At 61.8% G+C, this 16,530-nt stretch carries 15 protein-coding genes; 3 read left to right on the top strand and 12 right to left on the bottom strand.

The genetic code is table 11. The annotated features are described in order from the left end of the window. Positions 1-60 precede the first annotated feature (60 nt). The 3 genes from fabG to JMY24_RS04790 all read right to left on the bottom strand — a co-directional run bounded on the left by fabG (position 61) and on the right by JMY24_RS04790 (position 3,228). Entirely contained in the window at positions 61-801 is a 741-nt protein-coding gene (gene fabG, locus JMY24_RS04800; protein WP_128594445.1) for a 3-oxoacyl-ACP reductase FabG, read from the bottom strand. Positions 802-844: 43 nt separating this feature from the next. Beyond that, the gene (locus tag JMY24_RS04795) at positions 845-2,191 is read right to left on the bottom strand and encodes an MFS transporter (protein WP_128594444.1); all 1,347 of its coding nucleotides are present in this window, start codon (positions 2,189-2,191) and stop codon (positions 845-847) included. 98 nt (positions 2,192-2,289) lie between these two features. Beyond that, entirely contained in the window at positions 2,290-3,228 is a 939-nt protein-coding gene (locus JMY24_RS04790; protein ID WP_128594443.1) for a beta-keto acid cleavage family enzyme, read from the bottom strand. Between the two features lie 209 nt (positions 3,229-3,437). On the opposite strand from JMY24_RS04790, the gene JMY24_RS04785 reads away from it, so the two are divergent. Then, positions 3,438-4,463, top strand: coding sequence for an AraC family transcriptional regulator (locus tag JMY24_RS04785; RefSeq protein WP_201701458.1), 1,026 nt, complete (start codon positions 3,438-3,440; stop codon positions 4,461-4,463). Positions 4,464-4,609: 146 nt separating this feature from the next. Here JMY24_RS04785 and JMY24_RS04780 read toward each other — a convergent pair whose 3' ends face one another. From JMY24_RS04780 to guaB, 5 genes are all read right to left on the bottom strand, one after another. Continuing rightward, the gene (locus tag JMY24_RS04780; RefSeq protein ID WP_201701457.1) at positions 4,610-6,478 is read right to left on the bottom strand and encodes a serine hydrolase domain-containing protein; all 1,869 of its coding nucleotides are present in this window, start codon (positions 6,476-6,478) and stop codon (positions 4,610-4,612) included. A gap of 667 nt (positions 6,479-7,145) precedes the next feature. Next, the gene (locus tag JMY24_RS04775; protein ID WP_128594441.1) at positions 7,146-7,916 is read right to left on the bottom strand and encodes a DUF72 domain-containing protein; all 771 of its coding nucleotides are present in this window, start codon (positions 7,914-7,916) and stop codon (positions 7,146-7,148) included. Between the two features lie 237 nt (positions 7,917-8,153). Further along, positions 8,154-9,737, bottom strand: a complete 1,584-nt coding sequence (gene guaA / locus JMY24_RS04770) for a glutamine-hydrolyzing GMP synthase (RefSeq protein WP_128586376.1) — start codon at positions 9,735-9,737, stop codon at positions 8,154-8,156. A 221-nt stretch (positions 9,738-9,958) separates the two neighbouring features. Beyond that, on the bottom strand, positions 9,959-10,765 hold the full coding sequence (locus JMY24_RS04765) for a hypothetical protein (RefSeq protein ID WP_201701456.1): 807 nt from the start codon (positions 10,763-10,765) through the stop codon (positions 9,959-9,961). Between the two features lie 6 nt (positions 10,766-10,771). Next, the gene (gene guaB, locus JMY24_RS04760; protein ID WP_128595300.1) at positions 10,772-12,232 is read right to left on the bottom strand and encodes an IMP dehydrogenase; all 1,461 of its coding nucleotides are present in this window, start codon (positions 12,230-12,232) and stop codon (positions 10,772-10,774) included. Positions 12,233-12,477: 245 nt separating this feature from the next. Here guaB and JMY24_RS04755 point away from each other — a divergent pair, with 245 nt between their 5' ends. Next, entirely contained in the window at positions 12,478-13,455 is a 978-nt protein-coding gene (locus JMY24_RS04755; protein ID WP_201701455.1) for a DMT family transporter, read from the top strand. A 30-nt stretch (positions 13,456-13,485) separates the two neighbouring features. Here JMY24_RS04755 and JMY24_RS04750 read toward each other — a convergent pair whose 3' ends face one another. Next, the gene (locus JMY24_RS04750) at positions 13,486-13,818 is read right to left on the bottom strand and encodes an RnfH family protein (RefSeq protein ID WP_128595301.1); all 333 of its coding nucleotides are present in this window, start codon (positions 13,816-13,818) and stop codon (positions 13,486-13,488) included. Further along, positions 13,815-14,252, bottom strand: coding sequence for a type II toxin-antitoxin system RatA family toxin (locus JMY24_RS04745; protein ID WP_128592344.1), 438 nt, complete (start codon positions 14,250-14,252; stop codon positions 13,815-13,817). The genes JMY24_RS04750 and JMY24_RS04745 overlap by 4 nt, the downstream gene beginning before the upstream one ends. 112 nt (positions 14,253-14,364) lie before the next feature. On the opposite strand from JMY24_RS04745, the gene smpB reads away from it, so the two are divergent. After that, entirely contained in the window at positions 14,365-14,811 is a 447-nt protein-coding gene (gene smpB / locus JMY24_RS04740) for an SsrA-binding protein SmpB (RefSeq protein ID WP_020065648.1), read from the top strand. 238 nt (positions 14,812-15,049) lie between these two features. Here the strand turns inward: smpB and JMY24_RS04735 are convergent, their stop codons facing one another. Beyond that, positions 15,050-15,982, bottom strand: coding sequence for an SPFH domain-containing protein (locus JMY24_RS04735; protein ID WP_128595302.1), 933 nt, complete (start codon positions 15,980-15,982; stop codon positions 15,050-15,052). Positions 15,983-16,042: 60 nt separating this feature from the next. Next, on the bottom strand, positions 16,043-16,498 hold the full coding sequence (locus tag JMY24_RS04730; RefSeq protein ID WP_128590932.1) for an NfeD family protein: 456 nt from the start codon (positions 16,496-16,498) through the stop codon (positions 16,043-16,045). Positions 16,499-16,530 lie beyond the last annotated feature (32 nt).

Genomic DNA, 16,530 nt, shown 5'->3' with positions numbered 1-16,530 from the left:
TCGTCATGCGGCTTGTGGTGTGGCTCGAAGTGCGGTTCGAAGTGCGGTTGATAACGCTGCTCACAGCGTGAGTCCTCCGGTGGCCTCGATAACCGCGCCGTTGACATAGCTTGCTTCGTCGCTCGCGAGGAACGCGTAGATGCTGGCGATTTCCTCGGGCTTGCCGAGCCGGCGCAGCGGCACCTGGTCGCGCATCTTCGACAACACATCTTCGGGGATCGTCTTGAGGATAGGCGTGTCGATGAAACCCGGCGCAACCGCATTCACGCGAATACCTTTCGGACCGAGCTCGCGACTCCATGTCTTCGTGAAGCCGATCACGCCGAACTTGGCTGCGGCATAGTTCGTCTGTCCGTAGTTACCGTAGATGCCCACTACGGAACTCGCGTTCAGGATGACGCCCGAGCCCTGTTCTATCATGGTATCGACAACTGCCTGTGCCGTATGGAAAACGCCGCGAAGATTCACGTCGATCACGTCGTCGAATTGCTGCAACGTCATCTTCTGCAAACGGGCGTCGCGAGTGATGCCCGCGTTGTTGACCACCACATCGATGCGCCCATACTTGCCGCGCACTTTGGCGACCATTTCATCGACTTGCATGCGATTCGTGACGTCGACGGCGAATGCGTCAGCCTTCCCGCCCGCTTCGCGACACAAATGCACGACCGTCGCCACCGCATCCAGATTCATGTCGCAAGCGATCACAACCGCCCCTTCGCGTGCGAACTTCAATGCAGTTGCCGCGCCGATCCCCTGCCCCGCGCCTGTAATGATGGCGACTTTACCGTTCAGTTTCATCGTTGAATATCCTTCCTGTAAAAGCCAGGCTCGTACATGCCCGCTATGGTTTCATCTGTGCAGCCGGCTCGGACGACACAAGCACACCGGCCTCGCTGCGCATTGCTCGTGCCAGCACAGGAACCAGTGCGAGACCGAGCACCCCGGCAATCAGAATCACTGTGAAACCGGCATCGCTTCGACCGGAGGCTGTTTCTGCAATACCGAACAGATACGGTCCCACGAAGCCGCCAATCAACCCGATCGTGTTGACGAACGCAAGGCCGGCGGCTGCCTGAATGCCTTGCAGACGTTTCATCGCGATCGCCCAGTAAGACGGCAGCACGCCGCCAGCAAAGAATGCAGTGACAGTGAGCAGCGCGATTCGCGCGGCGGGATTCGTCACGGCAAGATATGCGCAAGCACCGACGATAAGCCCTGCGGTCAGAATGCCGAGAAACAGACAGTCTCTATCCGTTCGGCGGTGGATACGCGGGAGAACCAGCACGCCAAGCAGAAAGCCGAGACCCACGCTCGCCGAAAGAAAACCGACCACGAGCGACGAATCCACATGCATCTGGTGGATGATGGCGGGCGTAAAGAAGTACAGTCCGACGAACGCGACCTGATTCAGAAAATAGATGATACCGATCAGCACCGTAGTGGGCCGTTTCAGAGCGGCAATCCAGTTTGCGGACGAATAGTCGGCGCGGCCGTGCCCGTCGATCACCGCATGCGTCTCCAGCACATCGCGCTCGGCCGCCGAGAGCCATCGTGCGTCGCGCGGCCGTTCGGGCATCTTGAAGAACAATACGATGCCGACGATCACGCTCGGAATGCCTTCGATCATGAACATCCATTGCCAGCCATGCAGGCCGCCGAAGCCGTCGAGTTGCATCAACGCCCCGCCCAACGGATTTCCCAGCATGAGCGCGAGCGCCGGCGCAATATAAATCCAGCCGACCACGACAGGCCGGTCGTGAGGCGCGAACCAGAGCGTCACCATATACATCAGCGCAGGGAAAAGGCCGGCTTCCGCAATGCCCAGCAGAACGCGCAACAAGTAGAACGAGGACGTTCCCTGCACGAACATCATCGCCGTCGACAGAATGCCCCACGTCACCGCGATGCGTGCGATCCAGCGGCGCGGACCAACCTTGTGGGCTGCCAGGTTGCTCGGAACTTCAAGCAATGCATAGCCGAGAAAGAAAATGCCTGAGCCGAAACCATACGCAGCGGCGCTGATGCCCACATCCGCCGCGAGCTGAAGCTTCGCGAGCGCGACGTTGGTGCGATCGAGGAAGGACATGAAGTAGATGGCGCACATCAACGGAATGAGTCTGGCCATTGCTTTGTGCGTGGCGATGCGATGCAACTGTCCGACCCGCTGATCGGCGGAAGCGGTATCCATAACGTCGTCTCCAATATTTGAAACAGCTCTATTTTTTGTTGTTGCGAGGCAGATCGAGACTCATCGAATGATGGTCTCGCAGCAAGTACAGATCGCGGCTACAGGGCGACCTGGTCGGCGCCCTTGAGGCCCAGCATTTTTCGCGCGTCGGTGGGCGTGGCGATCTCCAGCGATAGTTCTTCGAGAATGCGCCGGATCTTGCGGACCTGTTGCGCGTTGGTCTCTGCCTTCACGCCCTTCGCGAGATACACACTGTCTTCCAGACCCACGCGCACATTGCCGCCCATGATCGCGCTCATGGTCACGAGCGGCATCTGATGCCGACCTGCGCCGAGCACGGAGAAATGATAATTTTCGCGGCCGAACAGCCGGTCTGCGGTCGAACGCATCAGCAGCATGTTTTCTGGGTCGGCGCCCAGACCGCCCAGAATCCCGAACACCGATTGAATGAAAAACGGCGGTTTGACGAGGCCCTGATCGACGAAATGCGCGAGGTTATACAGGTGGCCCACGTCGTAGCATTCGAATTCGAAGCGCGTGCCGCTTGCCCCCAGTTCCAGAAGAATGTTGCGAATGTCCCTGAACGTGTTGCGGAAGATCATGTCTTCCATTCCTTCGATGTAGTCCTTCTCCCAGCCGTAGCGCCACGACGAAATTTTTGCGGCGACGGGATGAATCGAGAAGTTCATCGAGCCCATGTTGAGCGAACACATCTCGGGCCTGGCCAGCCGCGGGTACGCAAGACGTTCTTCGAGCGTCATGCGCGTGCTGCCGCCTGTCGTAATGTTGATGACGGCGTCGGTCGCTTCGGCGATCGAGGGCACGAAGGCCTTGAAGATTTCCGGGCTCGGTGTCGGGCGGCCGTCAACTGGATCGCGAGCGTGCAAGTGGATGATGGCGGCGCCCGCCTGAGCCGCTTCGATCGCCTGATCCTTGATCTGCTCGGGCGTGATCGGCAGAAATTCCGACATCGACGGGACATGCGTTGCCCCCGTGATCGCGCATGAAATGATGACCTTTCGGCTCGTGTCGCTCATTGAAATATCCTCAAATGTGGACATGACCCGGCGCACTGTCGTGCGCAACCGGATCACGCGTCCACGTTGTCTCCAGATTGTCTGCAGACGCTACAGCCGCTGTGCAGGCGCATCGTCTTGTGTAGTCAATCTTATTTCGATACGATCGCCGGGGTAAGGTCATTTCCGGACATGGAGATGTCCCCCGAGGACAATCTGCGGAGCTTTTTTTGGCATCGACTCGCCCGTTGCTCAATGAGCGTATCTACGCACCGTACAAGATCTCCGCGCTGGTCGAAGTCCTCGCGGAGCAAGGCATTGCGCCCGAAACCAGTCTGAAGGGAAGCGGCCTGACGGTGGATCAACTCAACGACGCGTCCGTGATGACATCGGTGCGTCAGTATGCAGTTGTGGCTCGCAACGCGGTGCTGCTCTCGCGCGATCCCGCGACGCCGTTCAAGGTCGGCTCGCGTCTGCACCTGTCGGCATACGGCATGTACGGCTATGCGTTGATGTCGTGCCTTTCGTTGCGCGATTACTTCCGTCTCGGCGTCAAGTACCATCGCCTCGCGACACCCACGGTCACGATCGAGTGGACCGAGTATCCGGACAAGGCTGTCTGGTCGTTTCCGGACGCGTTCGTTTCGAGCCCGTCGCGCGAACTCCGCGAGTTCATCATCGAGCAGCAGTTCACGCAGCATGTCACTCATCTGCAGGATGTAGCCGGTCATAGCTGCCCGCCGCTCAAGGCATGTTTCTCGTACCCTGCTCCGGCACATGCCGGTGTCTATTCGCAGTATCTCGGCTGCCCGTGTTTTTTCGACGCGCCGCAATGCGAGCTCGTCTACGACAGCGCGATTCTCAACCAGAAGCCGCAACTCGCGCACAAGCTCACTGCAACGCTGCTACAGGAAACGTGCGATCGCCTGATCGGGCAGGCGAAGACTTCGGTCGGCACGTCCGGCGAGGTGTACCAGATTCTGATGAGCATGCCGGGTGTTTTTCCAGGCATGGAGGAAGTGGCGACGAGGCTGAACCTGACGAGCCGGACCTTGCGGCGTCACCTTGAAGCAGAAGGAACCTCTTTCGTTGCAATCGTCGACGATGTGCGCTGCTCGCTCGCTATCGAATACCTGCAGTCGACACGAATGAGCACCGAAGATGTCGCGATGCTTCTAGGGTTCAGCGACGCTGCAAACTTTCGCCGCGCATTGAAGCGGTGGACAGGGAAAGGGCCTGGTGAATTGCGACGGTGAGCGGCTCTCCAAAGCGCTCTGTCAGCGATTGAATGCCTGTATCGCGAATGCAAAAGTACTCCCCGGGCGTCGATACCGTCGCAGTGCGCGAGCGCGATGCCGTTGACGGAAACTCGCGAGGCCCGACGGCATGGAAAGCTTGACCATCAGATCCGCGCGTAGATAGAACTGCCGATCGTCAGCGTCGTGGCACTGGTCGACACGAAACGGATCTCGTAGAGGTCGCGCCCGAAATTGCCCGGCACTTTGACGGACATGCCGCCGAGCGTGTCGCTCACCGGCACGAACAGTTGGTAGCGAAGATCTTCGTTGCCGTACAGCACGTAGCCCGGAAGTTCGCTCAGTGTCGCGAAAAACCCCGGCGGATTGCCAAGAACGACGATCGGTACGGCGCTTGGCGAATCGTTGGTCAATGTCCATTGCGTGCCGATGCGTTGCTGCCACGCGCTGTCGAGCGCCGCGAGCGGTGCCATTTGCTGACCGACGGGCAACGTCAGATACGCGTAGCCCGCGCCCGGCACGACCCGCTTCATCAGATAGCGATAGTTGAACGCATTTCCCTCGCTGTCGTTGCCCGACACGACTGCGAAGCGATACGAGACCGTATCGGTATCGCTCCACCACCAGCCGTCGCTGCGATACCGGTATGCGCCGATCTGCGCCCAGCCTCGAGTATGGGCGTCCCACTGGTTGATCTGCAGACTACCGTCCGCGTTGGCGAGCACCTGATACGGCGAATCGGAATTGCCGTAGATGCCCGCGCCGCTCGCAATGCCCGGCCCCGAAGCGACCGGCGGCGCCGTGGTACTGATCTTCGCCGGCAGCGACGAAATCGTGCCGTCTTCTTTCAACGCCGACAGCACCAGCGTTTCAGCAATCGCGCGAGCGTTGTATCCCGCATTGCCGGTTACCAGCAGCGCGAACTGCGAGCCGGGCACGACGAAAAATTCGGTCGAGTAGAACGCAGTGCCGCCGTCTTTTTCCCAGCCGAGCACGCCTGCAGCGTTGAGCGCCGGCTGTACCACGGTGTCCCAGCCGAGACCCCAGCGCCATTCGGGCGACGGGTTGATCGTCAGGCTTTTCGTCTGGTCCGTGCCCATCTCCGCGATGCCCGCCGCGGAGACGATGCGCTGTCCTTCGAACATGCCACCGCCGTAGATCATCTGCGCGAGATTCATCATGTCGGCGGGCGTGGAACTCAGTCCTCCGGTCGCGTACGCATTGACGAACTCCTGGTGCTGCGTGCCGTTCACGTACGGCAACGAGAACGATCCGCTGGAAGGCACGCTCGTCAGATAGCTGGAGTTCGTCATCTTCAGCGGCGCGAGAATCTCCGAGTGGACGAAGTCCACGAAGCTCTGGCCCGTCACGGCGAGCACGACCTGCTCGACCATCGTGAAGCCGTCGTTGCAATAGACGGCCAGTTCACCGGGCAGATGCTTCAGGTGCGAGTTGGCGAGTTCGGCTTGCGTGTCGGCGGCATAGCCAGCGACCGGCTCAAACGTGAAGAGATTGCGCCCATTTGTGCCGGGCAGACCGGACGCATGCGACAGCAGATGACGCATGGTGATCTGAGCGTATTGCGGCGACAGCATCGTGAAGGTCGGCAGATATTTGACGATCGGTGTGTCGAGCGTGATCAGTCCACGATCAACGAGGATCGTCGCCGCCAGCGCCGGGAACAACTTACTGACCGAGCCGATGTTGAAGCGCGTCTGCGGCGTCGCCTTGATCTGCCCCGGCACGGACGCCAGCCCGAACGCCTGCTGCCAGACCACCGCGTTGCCTTTGACCATCGCGACTGAAATCGCCGCGACGGGACTCGACGGATCACTGACGGCCTGCTGGATCATCTGTTGACCAAGCGCAATGGTCTGCTGATAAGGCGTCGAATGGAGCTCGTCGTTGCCGCAACCGGGCAGCACGGCCGCGAGCACCCCGGCGCCCGTGTAGCCGAGAAACTGCCGCCGCCCTTCGCTGACAAGACCCTCGTGATTGCGGTTGCACCTGGCCACGGCATTCCCCTTCGTTCAAGTTTTCCAGGACCTGCGAGCAGCGTTTTCTTCAACCGCGACGCCGCCGACGCGGCGAAGCCATTTTCCGCAAGTTTGACGCAGCAGGACGGCGTTTTTGAGTGCGCTACCCTGCGCCAAATCATAGCGGCGCGGTGCAAGCGCGAATAGCGAAGTGTCGAGATGCTACGAACCTTTGGCTCAAGAGTGCGCCCAAAGAGTGCCAGACACCTGCGCGGCGCAGCCGGCTCAGCTCGCGAACGAGATCTACATATTGTTCGAGCCGGTTCGCGGATCTCCAAGGCTGGCGTGATCGAGGTTCGGTAAACCGGCCGAATACTTCGGTCGCAGCGGGTTCATTAGCTACACATTCACGGCTGGCATGGGCCAACCACTGCAGACCTTCACCATGACGTTCGCAGCGAACGTTCGGCGCTCGTCGACGAACTCCGCGCGACGCTGGATCACGAACGCCTGCCCGTCGCGTTGAAGCTGGCCGCGCTGCCTGATCGGACTCGCGGCTTCGGCCATGTGAAGGAGCGGAAATATGGCTGCGGTGGCGACCGGGAGAGCAGCGCTGGTAGCAAACTACCGCGTGACTGAATCGCTCGCTGCGACTGCTTGAGATGCAGGCGGCGGCATGCCTGTCAGACTCGTTCGAACGGCCCGCCTAGCCAGCCGCTTCCTCTAGTTTTTCCATCAGCATCAAGGCGTTCGGAACCGCCTCGCCGTGCGCGGTGTTGTCGAAAATACACCAGACGTCCGCCCCGGAATCTCGGGCCTCGACAATCCGCGCCGCGACCGCTTCGATGAACGGCTCGTCGTAGGCCGAATAGTAGATTCGAGGCGAGCCGTGCAGACGGATGTACAAGGTTTGCGGATCGCCCACCGGTTCCACGCCGGCGACGGGCGGTGGATGCGCGCGCACGCAGGCGACCTTGCCATCTATTAGCGTCTGCGCGGCGTCGTCGGTGAACCACGTCGCATGGCGCGGTTCGCAGACGACGCGCACGCTTGTGAGGTCACGCAGTAGCGCAAAGAAGTCGCGTGCGATGGATTTTTCAAATGCAAGGCTCGGAGGCAACTGCAGCAGCAGGCAGGCCAGTTTCTCGCCCAACGGCGCGAGTTCCGCGAGAAATGCGCTCATGGCGGCATCCGCGTCGCACAACCTGAGTTCGTGCGAGACCGTCTTCGGGATTTTCACGGAAAACCGGAATGCCTCGGGCACGGTTTCGGCCCAACGGGCGTACGTTTTCGGCTGATGCGAGCGATAGAACGACGAGTTGATTTCCGCAGCAGAGAAGATCCGCGCGTAGCGCTCGAGATGGCTCCCCTGCGTGGGAAATCGCGCCGCGACGTTGGGCGACAGCGCCCAGCCAGCACAGCCGATAAGTATCGGCGATGCGGTTTGAGGATTCTCGCGATGCGTCGAATGGGTCATGCGTGTAGGCGGAGCAAAGTCTGGGCCCATGCGGCGTTTTGATGCCGCAGGGCTATCGGCTAGATGCGATACCTACAAAAAAGGCCCGCGAGAAAGCGGGCCTGGCGAGATGCTGACGACGGGAAAGCTGCGCAGGAGCAGCGTTCCCGGGAAGACCTCTGGCGTCGATGACGGCTTTGGTCTTTTGCGTCGGTTAATGGACCGGATGTGCTCGACCTGCGCTCCGGTTCTTACCGGTTACTCCCACTCGATCGTCGCCGGCGGCTTCCCCGAGATGTCGTACACCACCCGGTTGATCCCGCGCACTTCATTGATGATGCGGTTCGACACATGCCCCAACAACTCATGCGGCAGATGCGCCCAATGCGCGGTCATGAAGTCCAGCGTCTGCACGGCGCGCAACGCGACCACGTACTCGTAAGTGCGGCCGTCGCCCATCACGCCGACGCTCTTCACCGGCAGAAACACCGCGAACGCCTGGCTTGTCAGGTCGTACCAGGACTTGCCGGTTTCCTTGTCGATGAACGTGCGCAGCGTCTCGATGAAAATGGCGTCTGCGCGGCGCAGCAGGTCCGCGAAATCGCGCTTCACTTCGCCGAGAATCCTCACGCCCAAACCCGGGCCGGGGAACGGATGGCGATACACCATAGCCGGCGGCAAACCGAGCTTCACGCCAAGTTCGCGCACTTCGTCCTTGAACAGTTCGCGCAGCGGTTCGAGCAGCTTCAGGTTCAACGTCTCAGGCAGGCCGCCCACGTTGTGGTGGCTCTTGATAGTCTGCGTCGCCTTCTTGCCCTTGCCCGCCGATTCGATCACGTCCGGATAGATCGTGCCTTGCGCGAGCCACTTGGCGTCGGTGAGCTTGCCGGCTTCCGTCTGGAACACCTCGACGAACTCCGCGCCGATGATCTTGCGCTTCGCTTCCGGGTCGGTCACGCCTTCCAGCTTGCGCAGGAACACGTCGCTTGCGTCGACATGAATCACCTTCACGCCCAGGTGATCCGCGAACGTAGCCATGACCTGCTCGGCTTCGTTCAGGCGCAAGAGGCCATGATCGACGAACACGCAAGTGAGTTGATCGCCGATCGCGCGATGCAACAGCGCCGCCGCCACCGACGAATCCACGCCGCCCGACAAGCCCAGGATCACATGCTCGTTGCCGACCTGCTCGCGAATCTTCGCGACTGCTTCGTCGATGTAGTGGCCCATTTCCCAGTCGGGCCGCGCGCCGCAAATCTGCAGCACGAAGCGCTCGAGCATCGCACGGCCTTGCACGGTGTGCGTGACTTCCGGATGCCATTGCAGGCCGTAGAAGCGGCGCGTCTCGTCGGCCATTGCCGCGATCGGGCACGATTCCGTCGACGCCATCAGCGCGAAGCCCTGCGGCATTTCGAGCACCTTGTCGCCGTGGCTCATCCAGACCTTCAGCATGCCGTGACCTTCCGGCGTGGTGAAGTCGCTGATGCCTTCGAGCAGGCTCGTGTGATTGCGCGCGCGCACTTCGGCATAACCGAACTCGCGCAAATGGCCGATGTCGACCTTGCCGCCCAGTTGCTCGGCCATGGCCTGCATGCCGTAGCAGATGCCGAGCACCGGCACGCCGAGTTCGAACACCGCTTGCGGCACGCGCGGCGTGTCCGTTTCGGTGACCGAACTGGGGCCGCCGGACAGGATCACGCCCTTCGGCGCAAAGTCGCGGATGAACGAAGCATCGACGTCGTAAGGATGAATTTCCGAATACACGTTGGCTTCGCGAACGCGACGTGCAATCAGTTGGGTGACTTGCGAACCGAAGTCGAGGATCAGGATCTTGTCATGCATGGCAGCGGACGGAGTCAAAAGTGAGCGGATACGGAATGCCGCGCACGAAGCGCGGCGTTGAATTCAAAGCGGTCCACGCGGACACGCTGAGCAGCGGATGCGATGGCGAAACGCGATGATGAAGCCAGTGTGCGCCTGCCCCGCCACAGCTGCAGAGGCCTGCCTGGGGCACGCGCGTACGGATTGCGGTTGCTTTGGCGAATGCAGTGGCGCGCGGCGCGTCAGCCATGAAACGGGGGCCGGGGCGCATTGGGCGCATCGGCAGCGGCATTGCGGGCTTCGTCGCGCGCGGTAGCAGCTTCCGCGCGTGCAGCGCGTTCCGATGCGCTGAGGCCGGGCTCGTCGGCTGCCGGATGCAACGGCGCGGAAGATGCCGGGCCGAGCGGCCGCGTGGCCGGAGCAGCAGGCACGGCCGTCGCAGCAGGCATAGCCGGCTCGACGAGCGGCTCCGCGCGATACACCGGGAAGCCCGCCGTGGCAGGAACCACGGGCTCGCGCCGGCTATCCATGCTGCTTGCTGTGTTGCTGGCCGCTTCGTTCGCCGCCCTGTTGGCCGCATTCTTAGCGGCGTCTTTCGCAGCCTGCTTTTCGGCACGCTCGGCGGCAGTGGCCTCAGCGACGCGCAACTTCTCGCGCCGCCGCACAGCGCCCGACAACCGCACGCCGCCCAGACCCAACACCAGCAGCACCACGCCCGTGAGCACCGCGACGATCTGCCCGAAGCCGGTCAGCGCCGGCGTATGCAAACCGAGCAGCCAGACCAGCATCAGCACGCCGGTCAACCAGTTCACGTGGCCCACAACCCTTGCAACCGACGACGTCAGCCCGCCGTCGATCGACGCATGCAACGCGAGCCACGCGAGCCCGATCAACGCAACGCCAAACGCCTGGCCGACCAGCGCCGGCTGCGTTTGCACCAGCAGCAGCGCGTTGTACAACGAAGTCCACGGCGTCAGCAGGAACAGCAGGCCGAACGCGAGCAGCAACAACGCGTCGACGATCAGTACAGCGCGCAGCAATGGCTTCATTGGCGTTTAGTCCACGTGGTAGTTGGGCGCTTCCTTGGTGATTTGCACGTCGTGCACATGCGACTCGCGCAAGCCCGCGCCCGTGATCTGCACGAACTCGGCCTTGTCGTTCATCTCGGCAATCGTGCGGCAGCCGCAGTAGCCCATGCTGGCACGCACGCCGCCGATCAGCTGGAACAGGATCGCGTTGACCGAGCCCTTGTAGGCGACGCGGCCTTCGATACCTTCCGGCACCAGCTTGTCGATGTTTGCCGAATTGTCCTGGAAGTAGCGGTCCGCCGCGCCGTCCTTCATCGCGCCGACCGAGCCCATGCCACGGTACGACTTGTACTGGCGGCCCTGATACAGGAACACGTCGCCCGGGGCTTCTTCAGTGCCGGCGAACATGCTGCCCATCATCACGGCATTTGCGCCCGCTGCGAGCGCCTTGCTGACGTCGCCCGAAAAACGCACGCCGCCGTCTGCGATGACCGGCACGCCTGTGCCCTTCAGCGCTTCGGACACGTTCGAGATCGCAGTGACTTGCGGCACGCCGACGCCGGCGACGATTCGTGTCGTGCAGATCGAGCCCGGGCCGATACCGACCTTCACACCGTCCGCGCCGTATTCGACGAGCGCCTTGGCTGCCGCCGCGGTGGCGATGTTGCCGCCGATCACCTCGACGTGCGGGAAGTTCTGCTTGACCCAGCGCACGCGCTCGAGCACGCCCTTGCTGTGACCGTGCGCGGTGTCGACGACGATCACGTCTACGCCCGCCTGAACCAGCAGTTCGACGCGCTCTTCGTTGTCCTCGCCGACGCCGACCGCCGCGCCCGCGCGCAGCTTGCCGTGTTCGTCTTTACAGGCGTCCGGGTGCTCGGTCTGCTTGGTGATGTCTTTCACCGTCATCAGGCCGCGCAGTTCGAATGCGTCGTTGATGACCAGCACGCGCTCGAGGCGGTGGCTGTGCATCAGCGCCTTGGCTTCGGCGAGCGAAGTGCCTTCCTTGACGGTCACGAGCCGCTCACGCGGCGTCATGATGTTGCGCACCGGCTCGTCCAGACGCTCTTCGAAGCGCAGGTCGCGATTGGTGACGATACCGATCAACTGCGCGCCCTCCACCACCGGGAAGCCGGAAATGCCATGCTGTTGCGACAGCGCAATGACGTCGCGCACCTTCATTTGCGGCGGCACCGTGATCGGATCGCGCACGACGCCCGACTCGAAACGCTTCACCTTGGCCACTTCACGCGCCTGCTCGGCCGCCGTGAGGTTCTTGTGGATGATGCCGACTCCGCCCATTTGCGCCATGGCGATAGCGAGGCGGGCTTCGGTGACGGTGTCCATAGCGGCGGACACGAGCGGCATATTCAGGGAAATATTGCGGGTCAGCCGGGTCTTGAGGCTGGTGTCGCGCGGCAGAACATCGGAGAAGGCCGGGACGAGGAGCACGTCATCGAACGTGAGTGCTGTTTGGATCAGACGCATGGCAAATCCTATAGGCGCAAAAGCGAATTATACGCGATACCTCCCCGCTTTTCACTGCGCGAACAGCAGCTTAGCGAATTTCGGGTGCTTTTTTTCGTGGCTTCGCGCCCGCGATTTCGCTTCGTCTTTCGCCTCGGGTTCGATCGCGTTTCGTTTGCTCGCCTCGAATGCAGAATCAAACAAGACGCGCCGGGCGCCCAACGGCTAATCTGCGGACCATCCCGGTTTTCTTGCAGGAGCAGTCGATGCAGCGCGGTGTCGCATATGGAGTGATAGCTGGAGCGTTGTGGGGCATGGTTTTTCTGGTCCCGCGCGTGCTGCCGGATTTTTCGCCGCTTCTGCTGTCCGCCGGCCGCTACACGATGTACGGCGTCGTCTCGCTGGCGGCGGCGCTGCCAATGGCGCGCTCGCTCGTCAAACGCCTGACTCGCGAGGACCTGGTCGCGCTGGTCAAACTCGCGCTGGCCGGCAATCTGCTGTATTACCTGCTGCTGACTGCCGCTGTGCACCTGGTCGGCATTGCGCCGGCGTCGCTGATCGTCGGCGTGCTGCCCGTCACGGTGACGCTCATGGGCCGCGGCGACCACGGCGCGGTGCCGCTCGCCCGCCTCGGCTGGCCGCTCGCGATGGTGATGGCCGGCATCGCCTGCATCAATATCGACGTCTTCACGGTCGCCGACGGCACGCCGGTCAGCGTTCTCACCAAAGTGCTCGGCCTCGCCTGCGCGGTCGGCGCGCTCGGCTGCTGGACATGGTTCGCGGTCGAAAACGCTCGTTACCTGCAGCGGCAGACGCATTTCAGCGGCAACGAGTGGTCCGTTTTGTGGGGCGTAGTGACGGGCATGCTCGGCGCCGCGCTCTGGCTCGCAGCCGCCGCGCTTCCGCCGGGCGGCCCGCAAGGCGAACTTGCGTCGGGCCGCTGGCACAGCTTCTGGATGCTCAATCTCGGTCTCGCGATTGGCGCGTCGTGGCTCGGCAACGGGCTGTGGAACGCGGCGTCGAAGCGGCTGCCACTCACCCTTTCCGGCCAGCTGATCGTGTTCGAAACGCTGTTCGCGCTGCTCTACGCGTTCATTTACGACCAACGGCTGCCGCGGCCGCTGGAGATCGCCGCGATCCTGTTATTGGTGGCGGGCGTGTGCTGGTCGGTGCGTCAACATGCGGATGACGACTCCGGAGGCGCCGCGCCGATTGGGAAGAAGGCGCACGGTTCGGCGCCTTGAAGCGGGCGGTGCGCCCACGAACCGGCGCGCCTACCGCGAATCCTTGTTCTGCCAGCGGCGCCCTTCAATCGAGCCCGCCTTGCGGGTTTTCTCGACCCGGCGTTGGCGAGACACCTTCGGGTCCACCAGCAGCGGCCGGTAGATCTCGACGCGGTCGTGATCGGCCAGCGGCGTATCGAGTGGCTTGAGCTTGCCGAACACGCCGACCTTCTGCGTGCCGAGATCGATCTGAGGATAACGCTGCAAAATGCCGCTGGCCTCGATCGCCTGCATGAGTGTGGCGCCCGCGGGCAGTTCGACGGCGATCAGCACCTGCTCGGTGGCGAGCGCATAACAGACCTGAACCGACAGACGTTCGCTCATGCCTTACCGTAGCGCTGATCGGCGCGCTTCACGAACGATTCGACGAATGTATTGGCGATGTGATTGAACACCGGCCCAATGATCTTCTCGAGAATGATGTTGGTGAACTCGTAGTGCAGCGCGAATTCGATCTTGCAGGCGTCCGCGCGCAGCGGCGTGAAGCGCCAGAAGCCGGTGAATTTGCGAAACGGGCCGTCAGCGAACTCCATGTCGATACGCGTGGGCCGCTCCATGCTGTTGCGCGTGGCAAAGTGCTGCTTGATACCCTTGAAGTTGATGTCGATCTTCGCCTCCATGCTGGTATCGTCCCGATGGCGGATCTCCACTCCTCCGCACCAGGGCAGGAAGTTGGGGTAATCGGCGACGTCGGTGACGAGGTCGAACATCTGTTCCGCCGAATGGCGGATCAACACGGTTTTCTGGACATCTGCCATAAATTGAACAGCGCGCGGCGAGGGTGGGCAAGCGGGTTGAAAAGCGCGGCGGGCTTTCCTTGCCCCGCTTTGCTAAAATCGTGATTTTAAACGAGTTGGGCACTTTCCATTCATGAGCATTATCGACAACAGAAAAGCCTTCTACGACTACTCAGTCGAAGAACGCTATGAAGCAGGGCTCGTGCTCGAAGGATGGGAGGTCAAGGCCTTGCGCGCCGGCCGTGGCCAGATCAAGGAAGGTTACGTCGTGATCCGTAACAACGAACTGTTCCTGATCGGCACGCATATCAGCCCGCTGCCCGAGGCCTCGACCCACATCACGCCCGATCCCGTCCGCACACGCAAACTCCTCTTGCATAGCGAGGAAATCAGCAAACTGATCGGCAAGGTCGAACAGCGCGGCTATACGCTCGTGCCGCTGAACTTCCACTACAAGGGCGGCCGCGTGAAATGCGAAATCGGTCTCGCCAAGGGCAAGAAGCAGCACGACAAGCGCGAAACTGAGAAAAAGCGCGATTGGGAACGCGAAAAGGCGCGTCTGATGCGCTCGCCGGGCTAAGGTCTTACAGGATCTGCGTCGTTCGCTTTACGCGACGCGGGAGAAGTATCGCGCGGATATGCCGCACTTTGCCCGAGGCCGCCGCGTCTTTTTTCGCCAGATCTAACGAGAATGGCCCGCACTGATGCGGGCCATTCTTTTTTCCAGCGCCGTTTTCGAAAGCTCTCACGGCCGACTCGCCCGTGCCTCGTTCGGCTCGGTCAGCGCGGGCCGGACAGCACATTGGCTATCCATGTGCTCAGCGCGCGTCTACCACGCCCTTGCCTTTATTCACGATGGCTAGCGCCGACGCGATCATCGAACTCATCTCGGACAGGTTGCCAGGTACGATCAGTGTGGTGCCCTGCTTCGCCAGATTGCCGAACGCGTTCACGTATTGTTCGGCGACCTTGAGGTTCACCGCCTCCATGCCGCCGTTCGACTGAATCGCAGCGGCAATTTTCTGGATGGCCTGCGAATTGGCGTCCGCAACGGCAAGAATCGCCGCGGCCTGACCTTGCGCCTGGTTGATCGCCGCCTGCCGCTCGCCTTCCGATTTCTGGATCGCCGCTTCGCGCCCGCCCGACGCGATATTGATCTGCTCCTGCTTGCGCCCCTCGGACGCCGCAATCAACGCGCGCTTCTCACGCTCGGCGGTGATCTGCGCCTGCATCGCGTGAAGGATTTCCTTCGGCGGCGTCAGATCTTTAATCTCGTAGCGTAAGACCTTCACGCCCCAGTTCGCCGCAGCTTCGTCGAGGGCGGAAACAATGGCGTGATTGATGAAATCGCGCTCCTCGAAAGTCTTGTCGAGTTCGAGCTTGCCGATCACCGAGCGCAGCGTGGTCTGCGATAACTGTGTGATCGCGAACACGAAGTTGCTCGACCCATACGACGCCTTCATCGGATCCGTGACCTGGAAGTACAGCACGCCATCCACCTGCAACTGCGTATTGTCGCGCGTGATACAGACCTGGCTCGGCACTTCGAGCGGAATTTCCTTGAGAATGTGCTTGTACGCAATCCGGTCGACGAAAGGGAATACGAAGCTCAAACCCGGCGTCAGCGTGCTGTGATAGCGGCCGAGGCGCTCCAGCACCCACGCGTGCTGCTGCGGCACGATCTTGATGGTCTGCGCCGCCAGCACGATCACGATGACCAGAAACACCGCCCCGACGATGGTCGAATCCATATCTGCCCTCCAAAACCGTTAGTTGGTTTAATTAATTTCTGCGAGGCCCGCCGGTCAATGTCAAAGATGCGCCGCATTGGGCCGCGCGTGCTGCCTCGCGGCGACAACGAGGCAACTGCCGCGCAACTCCTTGATCTCGTAAGTGTGCGCATCTTCCGGCTCTCCGGGCGCGAGTTCGACGTCCCAATCCGCGCCGCGATAGCTGACTCGCGCACGGCGCTCGTGCCAGGCCGGCACGTTCACCGTCTGTCCGATGTCGAGATTGACGTCTGGATTCCTGGACGCCTCCGTGCGCCTTCTGCGGCCGAAACGCGAACGCCGCAACACGAGCACCGCTGCGAGCGCGACGATCGCCGCGACGGCGAACTGCATGTCTGCTCCAGCGCCCGCGATATGCGCGATAGCCGCAGCGACGCAACCGAGCGCGATCATCAGCAAATAGAAAGTGCCGCTGAGCAACTCCAGCACGACCAGCACACCGGCCCCGACCCACCAGAACAGTCCACCTGGCGCCACGTCGACCTCCACAAAGCAAAACACCCCGGATC

Source organism: Paraburkholderia kirstenboschensis, from assembly GCF_904848585.1.
Taxonomy (GTDB): Bacteria; Pseudomonadota; Gammaproteobacteria; order Burkholderiales; family Burkholderiaceae; genus Paraburkholderia; species Paraburkholderia kirstenboschensis.
This window is presented reverse-complemented; position numbering and strand designations above follow the sequence as displayed.